Source organism: Lunatibacter salilacus (assembly GCF_009797935.1).
GTDB classification, from domain to species: Bacteria; Bacteroidota; Bacteroidia; order Cytophagales; family Cyclobacteriaceae; genus Lunatibacter; species Lunatibacter salilacus.
In genome coordinates this window covers 312,131-330,237 of sequence record NZ_VOLC01000004.1, presented here as the reverse complement: position 1 = coordinate 330,237, position 18,107 = coordinate 312,131, and the positions used below count along the sequence as shown (strand labels likewise).

The 18,107-nt window shown below is 41.1% G+C and carries 10 protein-coding genes and 1 pseudogene; 5 read left to right on the top strand and 6 right to left on the bottom strand.

Annotation, left to right across the window (positions count from 1 at the left end):
- The first annotated feature begins 45 nt into the window (after positions 1-45).
- The 3 genes from FQ608_RS08055 to FQ608_RS08045 all read left to right on the top strand — a co-directional run bounded on the left by FQ608_RS08055 (position 46) and on the right by FQ608_RS08045 (position 7,644).
- Positions 46-5,628 carry a PKD domain-containing protein gene (locus FQ608_RS08055; protein WP_158857303.1) on the top strand — a complete coding sequence of 1,861 codons (5,583 nt, stop codon included), beginning with the start codon at positions 46-48 and terminating at the stop codon, positions 5,626-5,628.
- The gene (locus FQ608_RS08050; RefSeq protein WP_158857302.1) at positions 5,625-6,665 is read left to right on the top strand and encodes a PorP/SprF family type IX secretion system membrane protein; all 1,041 of its coding nucleotides are present in this window, start codon (positions 5,625-5,627) and stop codon (positions 6,663-6,665) included. The genes FQ608_RS08055 and FQ608_RS08050 overlap by 4 nt, the downstream gene beginning before the upstream one ends.
- Positions 6,666-6,741: 76 nt before the next feature.
- On the top strand, positions 6,742-7,644 hold the full coding sequence (locus FQ608_RS08045) for an HAEPLYID family protein (RefSeq protein ID WP_158857301.1): 903 nt from the start codon (positions 6,742-6,744) through the stop codon (positions 7,642-7,644).
- A gap of 32 nt (positions 7,645-7,676) precedes the next feature.
- On the opposite strand, the gene FQ608_RS08040 is transcribed toward FQ608_RS08045, so the two are convergent.
- Both FQ608_RS08040 and FQ608_RS08035 read right to left on the bottom strand, forming a co-directional pair.
- Complete coding sequence (locus FQ608_RS08040; protein ID WP_158857300.1) at positions 7,677-8,474, bottom strand: SDR family NAD(P)-dependent oxidoreductase; 798 nt, start codon at positions 8,472-8,474, stop codon at positions 7,677-7,679.
- A gap of 100 nt (positions 8,475-8,574) precedes the next feature.
- The gene (locus FQ608_RS08035; RefSeq protein ID WP_158857299.1) at positions 8,575-9,687 is read right to left on the bottom strand and encodes a glycosyltransferase family protein; all 1,113 of its coding nucleotides are present in this window, start codon (positions 9,685-9,687) and stop codon (positions 8,575-8,577) included.
- 237 nt (positions 9,688-9,924) lie between these two features.
- Between FQ608_RS08035 and FQ608_RS08030 the strand changes: the two genes are divergently transcribed.
- The gene (locus tag FQ608_RS08030) at positions 9,925-10,320 is read left to right on the top strand and encodes a hypothetical protein (RefSeq protein WP_234364127.1); all 396 of its coding nucleotides are present in this window, start codon (positions 9,925-9,927) and stop codon (positions 10,318-10,320) included.
- A 130-nt stretch (positions 10,321-10,450) separates the two neighbouring features.
- On the opposite strand, the gene FQ608_RS08025 is transcribed toward FQ608_RS08030, so the two are convergent.
- From FQ608_RS08025 to FQ608_RS08015, 3 genes are all read right to left on the bottom strand, one after another.
- A complete protein-coding gene (locus FQ608_RS08025) occupies positions 10,451-13,621 on the bottom strand; it encodes a chemotaxis protein CheB (RefSeq protein WP_158857298.1) in 3,171 nt (1,056 codons plus the stop codon).
- Between the two features lie 268 nt (positions 13,622-13,889).
- On the bottom strand, positions 13,890-14,288 hold the full coding sequence (locus FQ608_RS08020) for a GlcG/HbpS family heme-binding protein (protein ID WP_158857297.1): 399 nt from the start codon (positions 14,286-14,288) through the stop codon (positions 13,890-13,892).
- 136 nt (positions 14,289-14,424) lie between these two features.
- A complete protein-coding gene (locus FQ608_RS08015; protein ID WP_158857296.1) occupies positions 14,425-15,234 on the bottom strand; it encodes a hypothetical protein in 810 nt (269 codons plus the stop codon).
- 325 nt (positions 15,235-15,559) lie between these two features.
- Here FQ608_RS08015 and FQ608_RS08010 point away from each other — a divergent pair.
- A pseudogene (locus FQ608_RS08010) lies at positions 15,560-15,739 on the top strand (deaminase); the annotation flags it as partial.
- 76 nt (positions 15,740-15,815) lie between these two features.
- Here FQ608_RS08010 and FQ608_RS08005 read toward each other — a convergent pair.
- Complete coding sequence (locus FQ608_RS08005; RefSeq protein ID WP_234364126.1) at positions 15,816-18,011, bottom strand: carbohydrate binding family 9 domain-containing protein; 2,196 nt, start codon at positions 18,009-18,011, stop codon at positions 15,816-15,818.
- Between the last annotated feature and the right edge of the window lie 96 nt (positions 18,012-18,107).

Here is an 18,107-nt window from a genome sequence, read left to right as displayed (position 1 = left end):
ACGTTAATCCTATTCGCTCCCATTTCGATCACCGGACAAAACAATGTGCAAACATTTTACCGAGGGGAGTTTGAAATTAAGCTAAGTGATCTACAAATTGACTATTCGGGAGACGTGGATGATTTGGTCCTTTCAGTATTGCCAGGAGTAGATTACGAAATTGTCAATGGCACTACCATTGTTCCCAGCATCAATTATGCCAATAACTGGCCTGCTGCTGGCGAAATTCTACCTGTCAATATCCAACTTAGCGACGGGGTAGATCAAAGTGCTGTCTTCCCCTTTGAAATATTAGTTATTCCTCCCATTTCTTCCTTATCTTATACTGAAAACAACTGTCAAGGCACCATATCTATTTTAGCAAGTGCATATAAACCTACTGCCGTTTCAGTGGTTTCTTTTCCGTTTGTCTTCGAACTTTTTGATTCTAACGGTCTGCTTTTCGATACCAAAATCGTGGATTACCAATTTCCCTTTGTAGTAACCGCCAATGCCACATTTGGATTAGACCCTGAAAAGACACTGGATAGAGAAGAATCTTATACGCTTGTCGTGACAGACAATTTAGGCAGGCAATTTACACGCACTTCTGATCCAATTGGAGAAGCCTATGCAGTAGATATTGCGCTAAATTTTGCCGGGGTTCTTTGCGGGAATGATATGCGTGGAGTCGCTGAATTCGTCGTATCTAACGCATCTTTACCGTTGGAAACCTTTCTCATTGTGGATGAGAACGGAGATGATGTTTTTTCGAACTTCACAAATAACAACATTATAAGCCAATTGGATGGTTTTGTAGTCGTCCAGGTGGAAAACCTAGTCCCTGGGAAATATGAATTGACAATCGTTGATCAATTAACTTGCAGTGGTTCAGAGCCATTTGAAATTGTCATTCCCTCCCCCATAGTTATAGAAGAAGAAATCACACCGGTCAGTTGCCCTGAAAACCTAGATGGAGCCATACGGCTTGAAATAGAAGGCGGGTGGAGTCAACCGTTTCCTGGCAATCCAAGAGAAGAATGGACTCAATACAACGTCGAATGGTTTACCGCTGCCGGGGAGACTGTGGGAAATGGGGTGAGCCAATTTATTCGTGACGGCACCAATCAAATTATAGGTGTGGAAAATGTTCTTGGTGGATTGCCCACCGGAAGTTTTTATGCAGAAATCTCAGACCGAGGAAGAATATACGAGTTTCCAAATACAGATCCTTTAGCCTGCGTGGTCACCACGCCCGTATTTGTAATTGAAGGACCGGAAATCCTTAACTTAAATAGTCAGTTTAATGACATCTCTTGCTTTGGAGAAGGAGACGGAACAATCGAAATCAATCCCACTGGAGGGATCCCAAATTATCAGATTGAATGGTTTGTTGGCCATTTTGATGATCTCCGAGACCCTATTCCTGCGGATTTACAACCTTTGGCTGGGACGAATTTGGGAGATTTGACGGTGGAAAATCTAGAGGAAGGAGAGTATGCCGTTCTCTTAAGGGACACCAACGGCTGTTTTATTGCGGAAAACTTCACCATTTCCGAACCTCAGGAACTTATAATCAGTGAAGTTGAAGCCGAACGGCTAGATATCCGATGTTTCGGAGAAAGTACAGGACAATATACCGTATCAATCGATCAGGAATCGGTGGGACCTTATACCGTCCAAACCCATTTTATGGGCGGTACGCCGGGCTCTGTTCAAGTAGTGACCAGAAATGAATCCGGACCGTTCACCTATGTAAATATGGCCGCAGGCAATTATCAAATAATTATCACTGATGCGAACGGGTGTGTAAAAACAATAGATAATATCCTTCTGTCCCAACCGGTAGAAGGGCTAGCCATAGAGAACCTTTCGATCTCTGATTTTAACGGATATGGGATATCCTGCGCAGGCGCAAATGACGGAAGCATTTCGCTGGAAGTGAGCGGTGGTTCCGGTGATCTAATATTTGGGTGGACTGGCCCTAATGGCTTTACAAGTACAGAAACTTCGCTAACCGGACTGGGACCTGGGATTTACGAGTTTACAGTAACTGATGAAAATGAATGCTCGGCTACCACAGGCGAAGTGATAATTACAGAACCTGACGTCCTATCAATTGACCCCATCGTTTCCGAATTTAACGGCTTTCAAATCAGCTGTCATGGAGCCGCTGATGGATCGATTTTGCCTAACGTTTCCGGTGGGGTCCAACCCCTTACCTATAGGTGGACGGGTACAGATGGATTTGAATCAAATGCTCCGATATTGGAAAACCTTGGTCCCGGGACCTATTCTTTAACATTGACCGATGCAAATGACTGCTCGATTTTCGATGAATTCGACTTGATAGAGCCGGAGGAATTGATAGTTGAGGAGAATGAGGACGAGCGGATCAACGTCACCTGCTTCGGACAGAGTACGGGAAGCATCAGCGTCGAATGGATAAACGAATCAGTAGGTCCCTATACGCTCAATATCGGTGAAATGGGATCACTTGAAACAGCGTTCGAAATTTTGGATTTCAACGGAACGTCTTATGCCTTCGAAAACCTTCCTTCAGGCAACTATTGGATAGACGTCATCGATGCCAATGGGTGTAACGAATTGCTTGAGAATATCTTGATAACTCAACCGGCCGAAGGCCTGGATTTGACTGATTTAAATATCTCAGAGTATAACGGTTTCCAGATTTCATGCTTCGGTGCGGCGGATGGAAGCATACATTATGAACTTACAGGAAATCAGGGGGAGGTAACCTACAGCTGGACCGGACCCGAGGGATATACTTCCATCGATCAAAACCTGGAAAATTTGGGTCCTGGGACCTATATGCTTCAAATTGCCGATGAAAGTGGATGTGAACTCAATAGAACCTTTATATTGGAAGAACCGGAAGTGCTGGCCTTGGATGATGCGGTTTCTGATTACAACGGATTTCAAATCACCTGTAACGGAGGTGCTGACGGGTACATCCGCCTATTTCCTACCGGGGGAAATCTGGATTATACATTTTTGTGGACAGGTACGAATGGTTTTACCAGTACGAGCAAAGACCTTGAAGGCATCGCAGCAGGGACCTATGAGGTAATTATTCAAGATGCAAATGGGTGTACAATCACCCGTGAATATGTCATCACAGAGCCGGAAGGCCTTGAAATATCTGAATTGGAGGAACAGCGGGTAAATGTGCTTTGTTTTGGGCAGTCTACTGGAGAAGTCCATGTAAGTGTCAGCAGACCTTCCACTTCACCATACAATTACTATATTCAAGAAACAGGTGCTGAACTTGGTAGTGCGGGGACTGCGGAGGAAATACCAGCCACTGAGTGGGTGTTTGGAAACCTTCCTGCCGGCTTCTATGAATTGACTGTCGTTGACGCCAACGGTTGTACCGAACAGTTAAGTGGAATAGAAATAACCCAGCCAGAATCGGGTGTCACCATTTCTGCTATTAACATATCCGATTATAACGGGTTTGAAATTTCCTGCTATGGAGCCCAGGATGGACATATTGAAGTGATACTTACGGGAGGAAGTGGCGATTATGTTTATGAATGGACAGGCCCCAATGGTTTCACAGCTGCTACATCGAAGATCGAAAACATAGGCCTTGGGATGTATGAGCTTACGATCACCGACACCAATGGCTGTGCTATTTCCACAGGTGAATTGGAAATCACTGAACCCGACCAGCTCGCCCTCAATGAAAACGTTTCGGATTATAATGGATTTGGCATCAGTTGTTACGGAGGCAGTGACGGGTATATTTCTATATCTCCGAGTGGCGGCACGTCTGAATACTCCATCGCATGGTCCGGGCCAAACGGATTTACTGCCACAGAAAGCCGAATAGACAACTTGGAACCAGGCATTTATAATTTACTCTTAGAAGATGAAAATGGATGTTTTGTCACCGAAACCTATGCGCTTACCGAACCGCCGTTACTGGAGGCAGGGGTAATGGGAACGGTTGATGTGCTTTGCTCTGGTGAGCCTACGGGAGGTGTTACCTTGGAGGTCTCCGGTGGGGCATCACCTGATTATCTATTTTCTTGGCGCCGCAATGGAAATGAAATTAATGAGTTGGGCCAAAACCCAACCACCCTCTTAGCTGGAAATTATGAGGTTACCGTAACCGACATCAACGGGTGCGCAATTGTGCTTACTGATATTAGCATCAATGAACCTCCTACTCCATTGGAAGTTGTCCTAACTTCTACGGAAGTCAGCTGTTATAACGCCAATGACGGATCCATTACTTCAGAGATTACCGGTGGCGTCCCACCGTATCAAATCAGTTGGAATTTTGGCAGCATTCAATCAAACCTTATAGGCATTGGACCCGGACTTTATGAAATAACTGTCACTGACGCTAATGCATGTGTGGTCATAGAATCAGTTAGCATAGAAGAAGTTCCGGTTTTTGACATTAACCCTGAAGTAATTCAGATTAGCTGTTTTGGAGAAAATAACGGTAGTATAAACCTTAACCTTGTTGGAGGTCAGGCACCTGTAAGGGCCCTTTGGGATCATGGCCCGGAGCAAGCCGCCATATTCAACCTAGGCCCTGGGGAGTATAGTGTTACCATAGTCGAAGGGGCGGGCTGCGAATTTCGGAGGACATTTTTCATCAATGAGCCGGAAATTCTAATTGCGGTCGGTATCGTAGATGATGCATTGGAATGTACAGATGGGCAGAGTGGAAGCATCAATTTGACTGTATCCGGAGGTTCACCCCCATATATTTATGAGTGGTCCAACGGGGAAAGTACGGAGGATTTGACTAACTTAACCTCAGGCTGGTATTCGGTGAATGTCACTGACCAGTCGGGTTGTTTTTCCACCCAGCGGTTTCAGGTAAGAAGACCCCAACCCATTCAGGTTTCCCATATCACCTATCAGGAGATCCAATGTGAACCTAGAAACATACGTGATGTTTTTGATATAAAAATAGATGGCGGAGTTGCCCCTTATACAATCAATTGGAGCCATGGTGATATTAGTAGTAACGGTTACCAGATGAGCACCGAAGAACCCGGACTATATTTCCTTACCGTGAAGGATGCTGCAGGCTGCGAATACTCAGAAACATTCGAAGTTGACAATAACAAGGTATTATTTGACGGTGAGTTCAGGTCGCAATCATTATTGGATTATGGGGCACATTTAGTAAACTTGGACATTGAATTTATCAACCGCAGCAGTGGTAATATCCTATCCTATTATTGGGATTTTGGGGACGGAAATGCTAGCATGGAAGAAAGTCCTATTCATAGATATCAAGAAGAAGGTACCTATACGGTGACCCTTCGAGTTGTTGATTTGTATGGATGTGAGCAGGCTCGGAATTTTGAGATTGAGATATGGGATCATTTTCTTGAGGTTCCAAATGTATTTAGCCCCAACGGCGATGGAATGAATGATTATTTCTTCCCTAAGTTTCTACAAATTGCGGACATTAACTTTCGTGTTGTCAACAAATGGGGTGAAGTGGTTTTCCATTCAGACGAATTGCAGTCTATTGGCTGGGATGGGAGGTTAAACGGAGATGATGCCCAAGTTGGAAATTATGTATATCAAGTTTCCTATCATACATTGGATGGAAGATTTTTCACCAAAAACGGGGTGTTTTTATTAATGAAATGATGAAAAAACATTGGACGATCTTGCTTTTTTTATTTGGCTGGCTTTCTTCAACGGATGCCCAAGATTTTCATTTCTCCCAGTTTTACGCCGCCCCTCTACAATTAAATCCCGCTTTTGCCGGTTCCACGGAATTATCCCGGATCGGGGCAAATTACCGCAAACAATGGCCTGGTCTGGGTTATGATTTCAATTCCTATTCTGCCTACATAGACCATTATTTCCGAGGCTACAACAGCGGTGCGGGCCTTTCCATCAATTCGTTTGAAGAAACGCATATGAAACTGAAATTTACCGACATCAGCCTGCAATATGCCTACAACCTGAAATTATCGGAATCAAATAATAGATATGGGAGAAATATTGATTTAAAGTTTGGCGGTCAGGCATCCTACGTCATGAGAAACGCCGCGCTAGACCACCTAGTCTTTGGAGATCAGATTAACCTGTTTGACCGATCAATCTCTCCGGTGACTCTTGACGCTTTGCCGCTTCAAGAACCGGTGAATTACTTTGACGTATCGTTTGGAACATTGCTGGTTACGGATGATTTTTGGTTGGGAGGAAGTGCCCATCATGTTACAAGGCCACAAATTACCTTTTTTGAGGACAATGCTGATAGCCGATTACCGGTTAGATGGAGTGTTCATGGCGGTTATATGTTTGACCTTTATGGTTGGAATACAAGGAGTAACCTTCCAGAAAATTATTTAACCGTTTCCGCCAACTACAAGCAACAAGGTCCATTTAAGCAGATAGACCTTAATTCCCAATGGCAATACACCCAATTTATACTAGGACTAGGATATCGTGGAATAAGCAGTTTTTCGGATTTACCTTACCAAGCTACCCTAGTAGGTTTACTTGGGGTGGCACTTGATTCAGGCGTGACCATCGGGTATAGTTACGATACCATTCTTTCCCAGTTTGGAAGCAGCACGCAGGGTGCACATGAGATTTCAGTTCGATATTCTTGGTTTACCGGGGATCCGCGCAGAAAAAACAACCGGGATACCATATTAAAATGTGTCTTCCATTAAAAATCAAAAGCCATTATTAGACACATCCCATTTTTATTGTAGCTTTGAACTTTTAAAAAGAAAAAATTATCCGGAAATGCACTTTCAGATTTTCAAAAAAGAACTTTTTATCCTTTTGATAGGATTTTTCCCTATCTTAGGAATAGCCCAAACAGAAAATGACACCACAATAAGGCTGGACAATATTTACCTTGACAGTGTATTTATAGGTGAAATTGAAAACCGACCCGGCTTAAAAGCCAAGGTCCTTCATGCGGAACCTCTTTATATTGACTTGATTCGGGACTTGGGAGCAAGAAAAGGGGAAAAAGAATGGAACTACGGATTCGGTATGAAAACTGACCGGAATTTTGATGAGTACGAAGCTTTAGTCGAGTATGAATGGGCGCCCATTGACAGGTTGGGATTAGAAATAGAACTTCCGCTGACTTTTTACGGACCTTCCTCGGCGGATCCCACTATGCAAAGACCATCCAGCCGTTTGGAAAGCATAAAAGTCGCTGCCCAGTGGTCTTTCTTTGTTTCTGAAAAATTGAATACCAGCATGGCTCTAGGTTATATCCATGAATTTAAATTGGTGGATTTAAATATGATGCGAAGTGATGACTTATTTAAAGGCAATAGCTACAATCCGTTTTTTGTCCTTGCCAAGCGATGGGGGCTCAATTATCACACACTGATTTATACCGGCCCCCGGCTAATAAAGGAGTTTGATTCACCCAATTGGGAACATGTCTATGAAATCAACACCAACTTTCATTATATGATCTCCGGTACTAGAAATTTTATAGGTATGGAATTAAACCAGGAGGTTGTCCATGGAAAAATCTACAGCGTATTGAGACCCCAAATGCGTATTGGACTTTCGGAAAATTTGATGATCGGTATCGTCAGCGGTATTCCATTAAACCGGGAAAACAGGGGGTTAAGTTCTTTCGCCCGACTGATATATGAACCTGGATTTAAAGCGATGCATTAATGTACCGAAGTATCATCTAGACCTAAGGAAAATTAATGATCTCGATATACTCTAAAGAGACGTTCCAATAGATTCATCTTAAGGTTCGTAGGCAACATTTTTCCAACTTTGACAAGTGCCCAGTTTAACTTTCCGGGAATAGTAACGCGTTTCCCTTTTAATAGATTTCTAATTGCCATGGCTGCCACCTGTTCTGGCATTTGGGCCACCATCTTGCCACGGGCACCATGAGCCTTCATTCTTTTGAGTGCCTCCGGGTTAGTCACTACAGGGCCGGGGCATACTACGGACACTTCTACTTTACCCTCACTTGCCAATTCTTCACGTATAGCCAGAGAAAACGCATACACAAAACTCTTGGAGGCGGTATACACTGCCTTATAGGGTAGCGGTAAGGTGGCTTCCATGCTACTCATATTTAATATAAACCCTTTCTTTTCACGCTTTATGACAGGTAAAAAATAATGTGTCATTTGCACAAGCACTTTGTTATTTAAGTCAATGATGTTTAAATATTTATCCAAGGGTAAATTCTCAAATTTGCCCCCAGCTCCCATTCCGGCGTTATTGATCAACATGTTAATTCGAAACGCTTTTTCACTGCAAAAATTAAAAAGGGAAAATACCCCACCCTCCTTGGTGAGATCAACGCCAAAAATCCATACATCCACGCTGTTTTCCGAAAGAATCTCATTTTTTACTTGTTCCAAAACTTGGTCAGGAAGTGCAACCAGAATTAGGTTCATATCTCTGGAAGCACATTCCAATGCGAAGGCCCTACCGATTCCCATACTGGCACCTGTAATCAAGGTGTATGTTTTTTCATTCATCAGGGCTAATTTACGAAAAACAAACCCCAAATACATATTGCCAGTGGGTTACTTCCATCGAAGTAACCACAATTAATAATTGCAGAACAAATCCTTAGTTTTATTTTTTTAATTGAAGCCAATAAAGATAAAGGCTAAACCTAAGCGGCAATATAAAGTTCTCTTTATCAATGGCTGCTTTGATTGCTTTCGTAGAAATCCCGGACAGAAAATCCTCCTTCATTTTTGCCCGAAATGAGCGTTTTACAGTTGAGAAATATTCTTGGAATCGATAATAATTCATGATGATTTTCAGATAGTGTTTCCGATGACTCCATCCAGATAAATTCTTGCCGATTTCCACAAGCTCCTTACTAACATGGCTTTGGTTCAGCTCCTCGGTGGCAATCTCCCGTAATTGTTTTCCATGATCTGAATTGTATTTTTTTATCTCATTGACTAAATCCCTGCGGGTAAAAGAACGCTTGGAAAATCGCCCGGAACAATTGTATTTGGAAAAGTTCCGGAATTTATTTGGAAACAGGTATCCATCTCCCAAGCTACCGTTGTACGAACGTTTGTCAAAAAGAATACATGGTCTTCCGCACGCCATCGCATCATAAGCAGAACGACCAATTCCAATAACCAAATCTACATCATTGATTTCATTGGAAATTTCAAATTTAGGATTGGTATGTTTATTTATGGAATTAAATTCTAAGTCTTCCTCTTCACAAATGGCAGCTATCAGCGTATTGGCTTCTCTACTTTGACAAAGCGAAAGAATCTTCTTTGGTCGCTTATTCAGTGATCTCCTCGGTTTGAGAACTTCCAAATCAATTCCGTTTAGAATTACGGTAGAAGAATACCCCTTGTCTTTCAGGTGAGAGGCAACTTCCTCAGACACCGAAATATGAAAATCCGCCAAAGGGGAAGGCTGTTCCAAATCCGGAATTGGCCCATGACAGATCTGAAGGATAGGGCCCTGCCCAAAAAGATAATTAACTGTGGTCTGATGGCTTGCCAGAATTAAATCATAGTGGTTATCAGACTTAAAACCAACATTTAAATCCAGTTCGATTTTGGATGAAACCATGCCGAGGTTGAAGGTAAAGTATTCGACATGGTGTCCATTTTCAAGAAGGGATTTTATTAGGTAATAGGAATATAATTCAGAGCCACCCACTGTTTTAAGGTGATTGCAGGCAACTAAAATTCGTTTTGGTTTAGTCATTTCATGGGAAAATGAAAATAAATTGATACTTTAACCTTTTAGCAATGAAAAAACCCTGCCAACCTTATAGATTTCTTTAATTAAGATTCATTTCTCGTCAACATCCATTTAAGATTATCTGCTTAGACAGCTCATACCTGAGGAAAATATTGTAAGTTTGACCTGATTCAAACCATAACAAATCAACCAGTTTGATCCTACCAATCTGTGTTTATCTCTTATATAAACGAAGAAAAAATGAAGAGAGCAAGCTTATTTGTAATATTCTTGATGATGATCCAGATTGCCGCAGCGCAGGAAGACACGAAAAATGACAGCATAATGATTACCATCATGCTGAAGCACCATCAGGATAAAAATATAGATGAACTAATTGAGATACGTGAAAAAAATGGATTTACCGAAAACTTTCCACCTGCAGCTGCCAAAGTGGTCTCTTGGTACGTTATGATGGGAATAGGCCAGGTAGTCACGGTCAAGATACCTGCCAGTGAATTGAGAGCATTGAACATTTCGGTCGAAAGAAGCGTATGGGGAGCTTTTTCAACCGAATTTTTTCCGACATATGACCTTCATCCTACCATATTGGAGAACAAAGCTAAATTAAACGCAATTAAAAACGATCAACAATGATATAGATTTGCTTTACCATCTTCTACATTATTTCTTTATCCACTAAAGAAAACCTTCCAAGTTTCACCCATTTAATTTAAACAAATAGCTGATTGTCATCAAAACCTGGAAGGTATGCGGATTTAAGGAATTACTTTTTAAAATAAAGACGAAATACGGATCCCTTTCCCAATTCACTTTCTACTTCAATTTTTCCCCCCGCATTCGTCATTAACTTCTTTACCAAATAAAGTCCTACCCCACTTCCCTCTACATGGGAATGCTGACGTTTAAACTTCAAGAAAATTTCATTTCTTTTACTTGATTCCAGACCTAATCCATTATCCCTCACAGAGAGAACTACATACTCCTTCGTTTCCTCAGTTCGTAGGACCACCTCAAGGTCACGTTCCGGTGATCTATATTTAATAGCATTATCCAAAATATTCAACAGGATACTTCTCAAATTCTTTTTAGAAAATGGGATTTCGGGAACTTTGAAATCTACCTTAAATAGTACCTTGGATTCCAGAATCTTATTTCTAATACTGTATTGCACCTCTTCCAGTAGATCGGGTAAGGAAACAGACTCGACCTCATTTATTTCATTTTCTGTTTTGGCTATATCCGACAGTTCATTGATCGTTTCTTTTAGCTTTGCAATAGATATTTCAATCAAATCTGTCAAGTCTTTAATGCTTCTATTATCCGGATCGCTAATATCTTTCAAAAAACTGATAAGGGCACTCACATTGGCTAATGGTCCTTTAAGATCATGTGACGCAGAATAAATAAAAGTACCATGATCTGCGTTGATCTTGGCGAGTTTTTCCTGTATTTGTTTTAATTCCGTTATATCATTAAAAGTAATTATTGCACCATCCTTTTCGTTGTTTTGCTGTCTGATGAAAGGAATAATCATCATTTGGTACCATTTGTTGTCCTTGGTTTGAATCTCCTTCTCGCTATGGTTAGAGACAGATATTACGCGTTTAATGTCTTCTGTCAGTATTGAAAACTTTATATTGGTGGAGATATCACCTAGGGGTCGCCCAATATCACTTTCCTTAAGGTTAACCTGTAGGACGGCAGAGGGAGTGAATTTCCTGACAATAAGGTTTTTGTCTACATAGATTTGCCCATTCAACGTGCCTTTGAAATAATTATTTAAATCATCATTCAGATCAGCAAGTTCTTTAATCTTTAATTGATATTCATTATTGACAGTTTGCAATTCTTCATTCACCGACTGAAGTTCCTCATTGGTACTCTGCATCTCTTCATTGCTGGAAATAAGCTCCTCGTTGTATGAGTCAATATTTTCATTGGAAACTTTAAGCGCATTTAGGGCCTCTTTGAGTTTGTGTTTGGTTTCCGCAAGTTCCGTGTTCAAATCTTCCAAATAGCGCAATGAGTGCTTTTCCATTTGAAAGACTTCAGCGTCATTATCAGGCATCGTCCGTTCCTTTTCCTCACTGAATAATACAAGAATGACTTGCTGGATTAATGGTTTCTCGAATGGTATCGGTTTTACATAAATATTGACCGAGCATATTAATTCGTTTAAACTGAATTTGACACCTTTAATTACTTCCTTTTTGTTCTCTTTTACAGCTTTTCGCAGGGTAGTAGAGGTAGCTATGTAAAGATCTTCGGGTAACATTTCAAGCAAACTAAAATTAAAAATTTTAGGTAGCAGGTATTTTTCGTAATTACCGAAAAATTGGATAATTTTAAAATCTCCATCAACACATACACCGGCTTCATAGCCTGATTCCTCCAAAAGAGTTTGAGTTAAAATTCCTGAAAGGCTGTTATCCAGAGAAGTACTAATCGGAGTAGATATTTGACTGGGTCTATCCCACTGGGAATTCAAACCAGGGGTACTATACGTTGTATTCCTAAAATTGAGAGCAACCTGCGTATTTTTGTAAATTTTCCATTTTTTGTCTATTTCTTCAAAGGATTGTTTTAGTTCGCCAATACTTTCACTGGGACCTAAAAATAGGTAACCACCTAGATTAAGGCAGAAATGAAGAGAAGCGAGTATCCGCTTCTGTAATAATGGGTTTATATAGATTAATAGGTTGCGACAGCTAATCAAGTCAATTTTTCCATAAGGCGGCTGTTTTACAATATCATGATCAGCAAAAATGATCATTTTCCTTATGTTATCCCTTACCTTATAGGATTTGTCCTGCTTAATAAAAAACTTATCCAGCCTTTCCGCTGATACATCGGTAGCAATAGATTCACCATATACCCCTTTTGAGGCGAAGAGCAACGCAGTTTTGTCGATGTCGCTTGCAAAAATCTTCACTTCGAGATTTTTCTTCATTGAAGTCAGATACTCCTGTATAAGAATGGCCAGGGAATAGGCTTCCTCTCCAGTGGCGCATCCTACTACCCAGATCTTTAGCTTATCTACAAGCAATTTGCTTTCGATTATTTCAGGTATTACTTTTTCGCTAATTATTGAGAAAGCATCTTGGTCCCTAAAGAACTTGGTTACACTTATTAGAAATTGCTGTGTTAGCACAGAAATTTCCGAAGGGTTTTTCTTTAAAAAATCCGTATACTCTTCGAGTGTACCTAAATTATTATGAGTCATCCGAATGACGATCCTTCGGATAATGGTCGGCCGCTTATAATTGGTAAAATCTAACGGAGTATGTTGTTCTATAAGATTAAGGATTTCCAACAAAGCCTTTTCATCGTTTTCCGAAATTTTGGTTGAAAAACTATTTTGTAGGGTGTCCTGCTTCAAATAAGCGATAATTTCATCGGGTATCAACTCTGGTATAAGGATAGCATCTACATTTCCCGATTGTATGGCACTGTTTGGCATTCCATTGTATTTCGCACTTTCTGGGTCCTGAACGATTACCTGCCCTCCAAACTTTTTTATGGCAGCTATTCCCTTTGTTCCGTCAGTTCCTGTACCTGACAGGATAACCGCAATGCTTTTATCACCCTGGTCTTCTGCCAAGGAGTTTAAGAATATATCTATTGCCTTGTTTGGTTGATTAGAATGGCTATCAGTTAAATGTAACCTTCTGTCCTTTATGGTCATATTCTTGCCCTTGGGCATCAAATAGACGCAATTTGATTCTATGAGCATATTATTCTCTGCTTCAAAGATTTTCAATTTGCTGTGCTTGGCAAGAAGTTCCGCCATAAAACTTTTGTGGTCCGGGGAAAGATGTTGGATGATCACGTAAGCAGCGCCGTCTTCGGGGGTATTGTCAAAAAGTAAATGTATCGCTTCCATTCCGCCTGCGGATGCACCTATGGCAATAGTGTATAGATCCTTCTGGTCCATAGTTAATTCGATTTTCCGAAATTTAGATTATGAGTTGTAGGTAGTTGATTATAACCAATATTAGGAATTATTTGACCAAAAAGAAAATAATTAAAAAATAATTATAATATAAAATTCCAGAAAAAATACAATTTTTGAAATTTTATCTCGCATTGCAAAGCATCTCAAAAATTACTTAGTCATCTGATTTAGCGTCAGACTCTAGCAATGGGAAGTGGGCTTTCTGAAAATATATCGTTGTCGGTCTACACAACAAAAATTCACTTGACTAAAATGCCTTGGCTCCACTAGCGGCCACCGCATGGTCATTTTCCACTGAACTACCACTGACGCCAATAGCACCGATGATTTCGCCGACTTTATTTTTTATAGGAATACCTCCGGGAAAAGTGATTAAACCCTGATTGGAATGTTCAATGTTAAAAAGTGATCCCCCAGGCTGCGAAAGCTCACCGATTGATCCGGTGTTCATATCGAAGTATCTAGCAGTCTTTGCCTTTTTTATCGAAATGTCCAACGATCCCAGCCAAGCTCCGTCCATTCGGGCGAATGCCACTAGGTTTGCACCTGCATCTACAATTGCAATATTCATTTTGGTATTCAATTCTTCAGCTTTTTGCTTTGCTGATTCGATTGCTGTTTCAGCTTGAGCTAGTGTGATATTCATGGTAGGTTGAATTTGTTATGTTATATAAATGTAAGATATGAGTTTAAACAACACAAAAATATGTAAAAAAGGTTTAATAACTTATAAAAATATTTTTATTTTACCTAATTTGGGTATAATCCAAGGATTGATCTTCTCATTGCGGTTCCCCTATCGCCGTAAGCAATGCCGATACGCCCGCAAGAGACCCGATTAAAACCCATAACCCACCTTTAGTTTCACTAAATCCGGTCATATCATTGCGTGTATTCAATTCTTGACGCAGCGTCTTTTTTTTAACGTTTTTAAGTTTGGAAATGCTTGTCAGGTAGAAGTTCTGTGTCTCAAAACCTGACCATTTGGGATTGTTGTTCGCATCCAGCAGTGAATAATTGACATAGCTTGAAATTGTTAGCGGTGAGTTTTGCTGTTGATAAAAGGCAATCGTTGTTTCCTGCGGTTGATCAAACAATGGGTAGTTGGATAAAGAACCTTCAAAGTTATTCGTAAACAATTTCCTTATATCAGGGTGTAGGTTGGTAAATGAACTTTCCGCATAGGACTTGGGAGGGATGTGCAATTTATCAAGTTGATTCTCGACTACAGCATCAATTATTCCCGTGGTTGGAATATTTTGGGTACCAAATAGACCAATCCTTCCATAAACCAATGACTTGCCATTGACAAATCCACTCGCCCTGCCGTTGATGGTTAAAGCCGACTTGTTAAGGTTAATCAGCATGTGTTGATCACTATGATTCTCCATGCGGATTCGGACGGAACCATTTTGATTGTTAAAGGAATAAGACACTCCAATGGTATCCTTTTTCAAATAATCGAATTCACGGTTGGTACTGGTTGCCGGGAGATCGCTATCCTGCATGGTGGCGATATAATGCGTGGTGCAGCTAAAGAATATTGGAACCAAAAAAAGTAGACGGAAAATAAATTTATTGATAAACTTCATAGGCGTTTATTGGATATGAATGTTGAATCATTTAGGTTAACGAACTAAAAAGGTGAGGGGTTTAAGGAAATAGTTTAAAAGTTGATCCAAATCAAAATCCCGCATTTCGATGACTATCAAAAATTACAAATAAAAAAACTACGTGTCTCTTTGATCCTTGGTGGTTACTGTTTTTTTCGCACAACGGGAACTACGTTAGGGAAGTGTAAACATAAGTTTAAAATTCCTTGTGTTCCCCCATCTAAAAACTTCGGTTCTGGTCCTATTTTTAGACTGACGATTACATTAATGTCATGTTTATAAAGCCAAATTCAGGATCTCATGCATTCAAACGAAAGACTTACACTTTATGCAAATGGCCATTGATCTTGCCTCCGAAGGAATGCAGGAAGGAAAAGGCGGACCCTTCGGCTGTGTAATTTTAAAAGACGGAGAGGTAGTCGGCAAAGGGTGCAATTCCGTGTTGGCCACCAATGATCCCACAGCCCATGCGGAAATCGAAGCGAGGTATAGTTATAATAAAAAATACAATTAATCCTAATAAATTCCAATATCCCAAATGATCTAGTAGCTTCTATTACTTAAAACCTCAACGTATAGGCCAGTTTTACCGTCGATTGCGTTTCCATCACATTAAACCGGTCTGTAAACCGCTGCCAATTATGGTTGTGGACGATGAACAACGTATTTCCCGGATCAATCACCCAAATAAAACGACTGTTGGTTCCGAGCCTTTCCGAGACGTTGTCATACTGAATATTAAAATTGACGGAAACCCACGGGGAAAAGTCGTAGCTGCTATTTAGCCGAATCAAATGGGTTTGGAAATGTCCCTGCTCCAGATCTACGCTGCTGTGGATGTAACTGGCTGTCATATTTAGCCCCACCAAAGGTCTCATAAACAAATCCGCCTCCAATAGAGTCTGCTTTCCAGTCCAAAACCCGATATTGGTTAACGTGGCCACCCCCCCGATTTTTCGGAATGGAGCGGACGACGCCTCGATGGAATACCCTCTATTTTGGTAGGTGCCTTCCGGAATCAAAAAGAAACCATCCCTTAAAATATCAAAGGTGAAATCCAAAAATTCATAATTGTGGAGAAAAGAAAAGTTGATGAAATCGCCCGTTTCAAATCTTAATCCCAGCACTCTTACTTTGTGATTTACCGTAGCTGGTTGCCAATCCAACATCATTAAGTATTCAAAATCATATTGCCAGCTCAGCTCACGAAATATAGCACTTCTTTCAATCAGCGGATTATAGGTAACGGTAGGTTGAAGCCTTCGGAATCCTACTCGGGGAACAAACCCCACTGCGGGGTCATAATTAATCCCAAATTCCCGGTAAGAAACGTGGGCATCCCAAGGTTGGTTGGGGAAATTAAACCTGAATCCCCTGGTTGACCTATCCTTCAAGCTGCTGCTATCAGCGAAAAATGAAGGAGTATGTCCCACGAAAAAAGCTTCAAATTGGAAGTTCCTGTTTCCAAGAAATTTTGAAGTACTTAGACTAATGTCGGCACCGAAGGTTTCCCTTACCGGGAGGCTATCCCCATCTGTATCTCTTCGGGTATAAATGGCACCGACCGTGCTTTCAGCAGAGATGTTTTGAAGAACCCGTCCCACAGTAAAATTTTCTCCAGGCAGCTCTCCCGATTCACCGGTACGTACCTGAACAAACCCTACATCCGTGTTTTTTATGCGTCCGATAAGCCTCCCGCCATGTTTTATTGGAATAGGCCGTCCATCCTGAAGGCCAACCCTTCTGCTGAAATATGGGTTCGGGTTACTGGAAGGGGCAAAAACAAAAACATTGGCACCTTGCAGGAAAAAATCCCTTCTCTCCGGCAATAATATAGGAAACCGGGTAAGGTTGACCTGTCTGTCATCGACTTCAGCTTCGGCAAAATCGGTGTTAACGGTAATTCCAGCTTTTAGATTAGGAGTGATGTTATAATTCAGCTCCCCTCCTGCATTAAAGGTGGCACTTTCCGCCATGGACTCCTCAGGGTTTGACCTACCCCTAGATTGGGAAGCTATTACGTAGGGAATGGCTTCCAACCCAATGCCTTGATTGATATTACTCAAACCCCGCAATTTCCCAGCATCCTGAGGTCTTTCAATCCCTTGGTTCCGCCTGAATCCCTCCCAGAGGGTGATCTCATTTTTCCTTCTAATTGTTCTTAGAAAATTTATGCCCCAGGTTTCATTATTTGGATCAAAATTCAGCGTCATAAAAGGTATTCGGATTTCTGCCGACCAGCCTTCGTCATCCCGGGTCACCCATGCCCGCCAAATGCCATTCCAATCCTTATTGACCTGCGATCCCTGACCTGTTCTTAATATGCCGTCCCCCATCAGACCATGGGGATTGATTTCAAAATAAAACGCAGATCTCTGGTCATTGTAGGTGTCTAGGATAAAGGCGAACATATCATCCGTATCCAGTGGAGCGTCCCGCCTTTTCTGAAAGGCTTTGATTTTATCTGGTTCGCTGTCGTAAAGCCTCACTCCCAAGTATAGGTTTTTATCGTCAATGGCTATTTGTACGGATGTTTGTTCGGTAGCAAGTTGCCCTTCCAATGGTTCCTGTTGGCGGAAGGCAGTGGCCGCCTCAACTTTAGACCAAAAGCCCTCATCCAACCTGCCATCCAAGGTTACCATTTCTTCTGGCCCTAGACGATAGGCATTTATCTCTCCATCCTGTTGGGCATAAAGCCCAGACAAAATAAGAGAGGAATACAAAAAAAACAAGGTAAAAGACTTTTTGATAGGCATGTTTAAATAGGAATTGCGAAATAAGTGAATATGTAGAGCATTGTCAAACCTATTATATAAAAGGACTTATCATTGTGTCAATAGAAATGAAATCCG

Bases quoted from the DNA above. Each gene is read 5' to 3' on its own strand.
- FQ608_RS08050 (WP_158857302.1), top strand. From the start codon at position 5,625: ATGATGAAAAAACATTGGACGATCTTGCTTTTTTTATTTGGCTGGCTT.
- FQ608_RS08045 (WP_158857301.1), top strand. From the start codon at position 6,742: ATGCACTTTCAGATTTTCAAAAAAGAACTTTTTATCCTTTTGATAGGA.
- FQ608_RS08040 (WP_158857300.1), bottom strand. From the start codon at position 8,474: ATGAATGAAAAAACATACACCTTGATTACAGGTGCCAGTATGGGAATC.
- FQ608_RS08035 (WP_158857299.1), bottom strand. From the start codon at position 9,687: ATGACTAAACCAAAACGAATTTTAGTTGCCTGCAATCACCTTAAAACA.
- FQ608_RS08030 (WP_234364127.1), top strand. From the start codon at position 9,925: ATGAAGAGAGCAAGCTTATTTGTAATATTCTTGATGATGATCCAGATT.
- FQ608_RS08025 (WP_158857298.1), bottom strand. From the start codon at position 13,621: ATGGACCAGAAGGATCTATACACTATTGCCATAGGTGCATCCGCAGGC.
- FQ608_RS08020 (WP_158857297.1), bottom strand. From the start codon at position 14,288: ATGAATATCACACTAGCTCAAGCTGAAACAGCAATCGAATCAGCAAAG.
- FQ608_RS08015 (WP_158857296.1), bottom strand. From the start codon at position 15,234: ATGAAGTTTATCAATAAATTTATTTTCCGTCTACTTTTTTTGGTTCCA.
- FQ608_RS08005 (WP_234364126.1), bottom strand. From the start codon at position 18,011: ATGCCTATCAAAAAGTCTTTTACCTTGTTTTTTTTGTATTCCTCTCTT.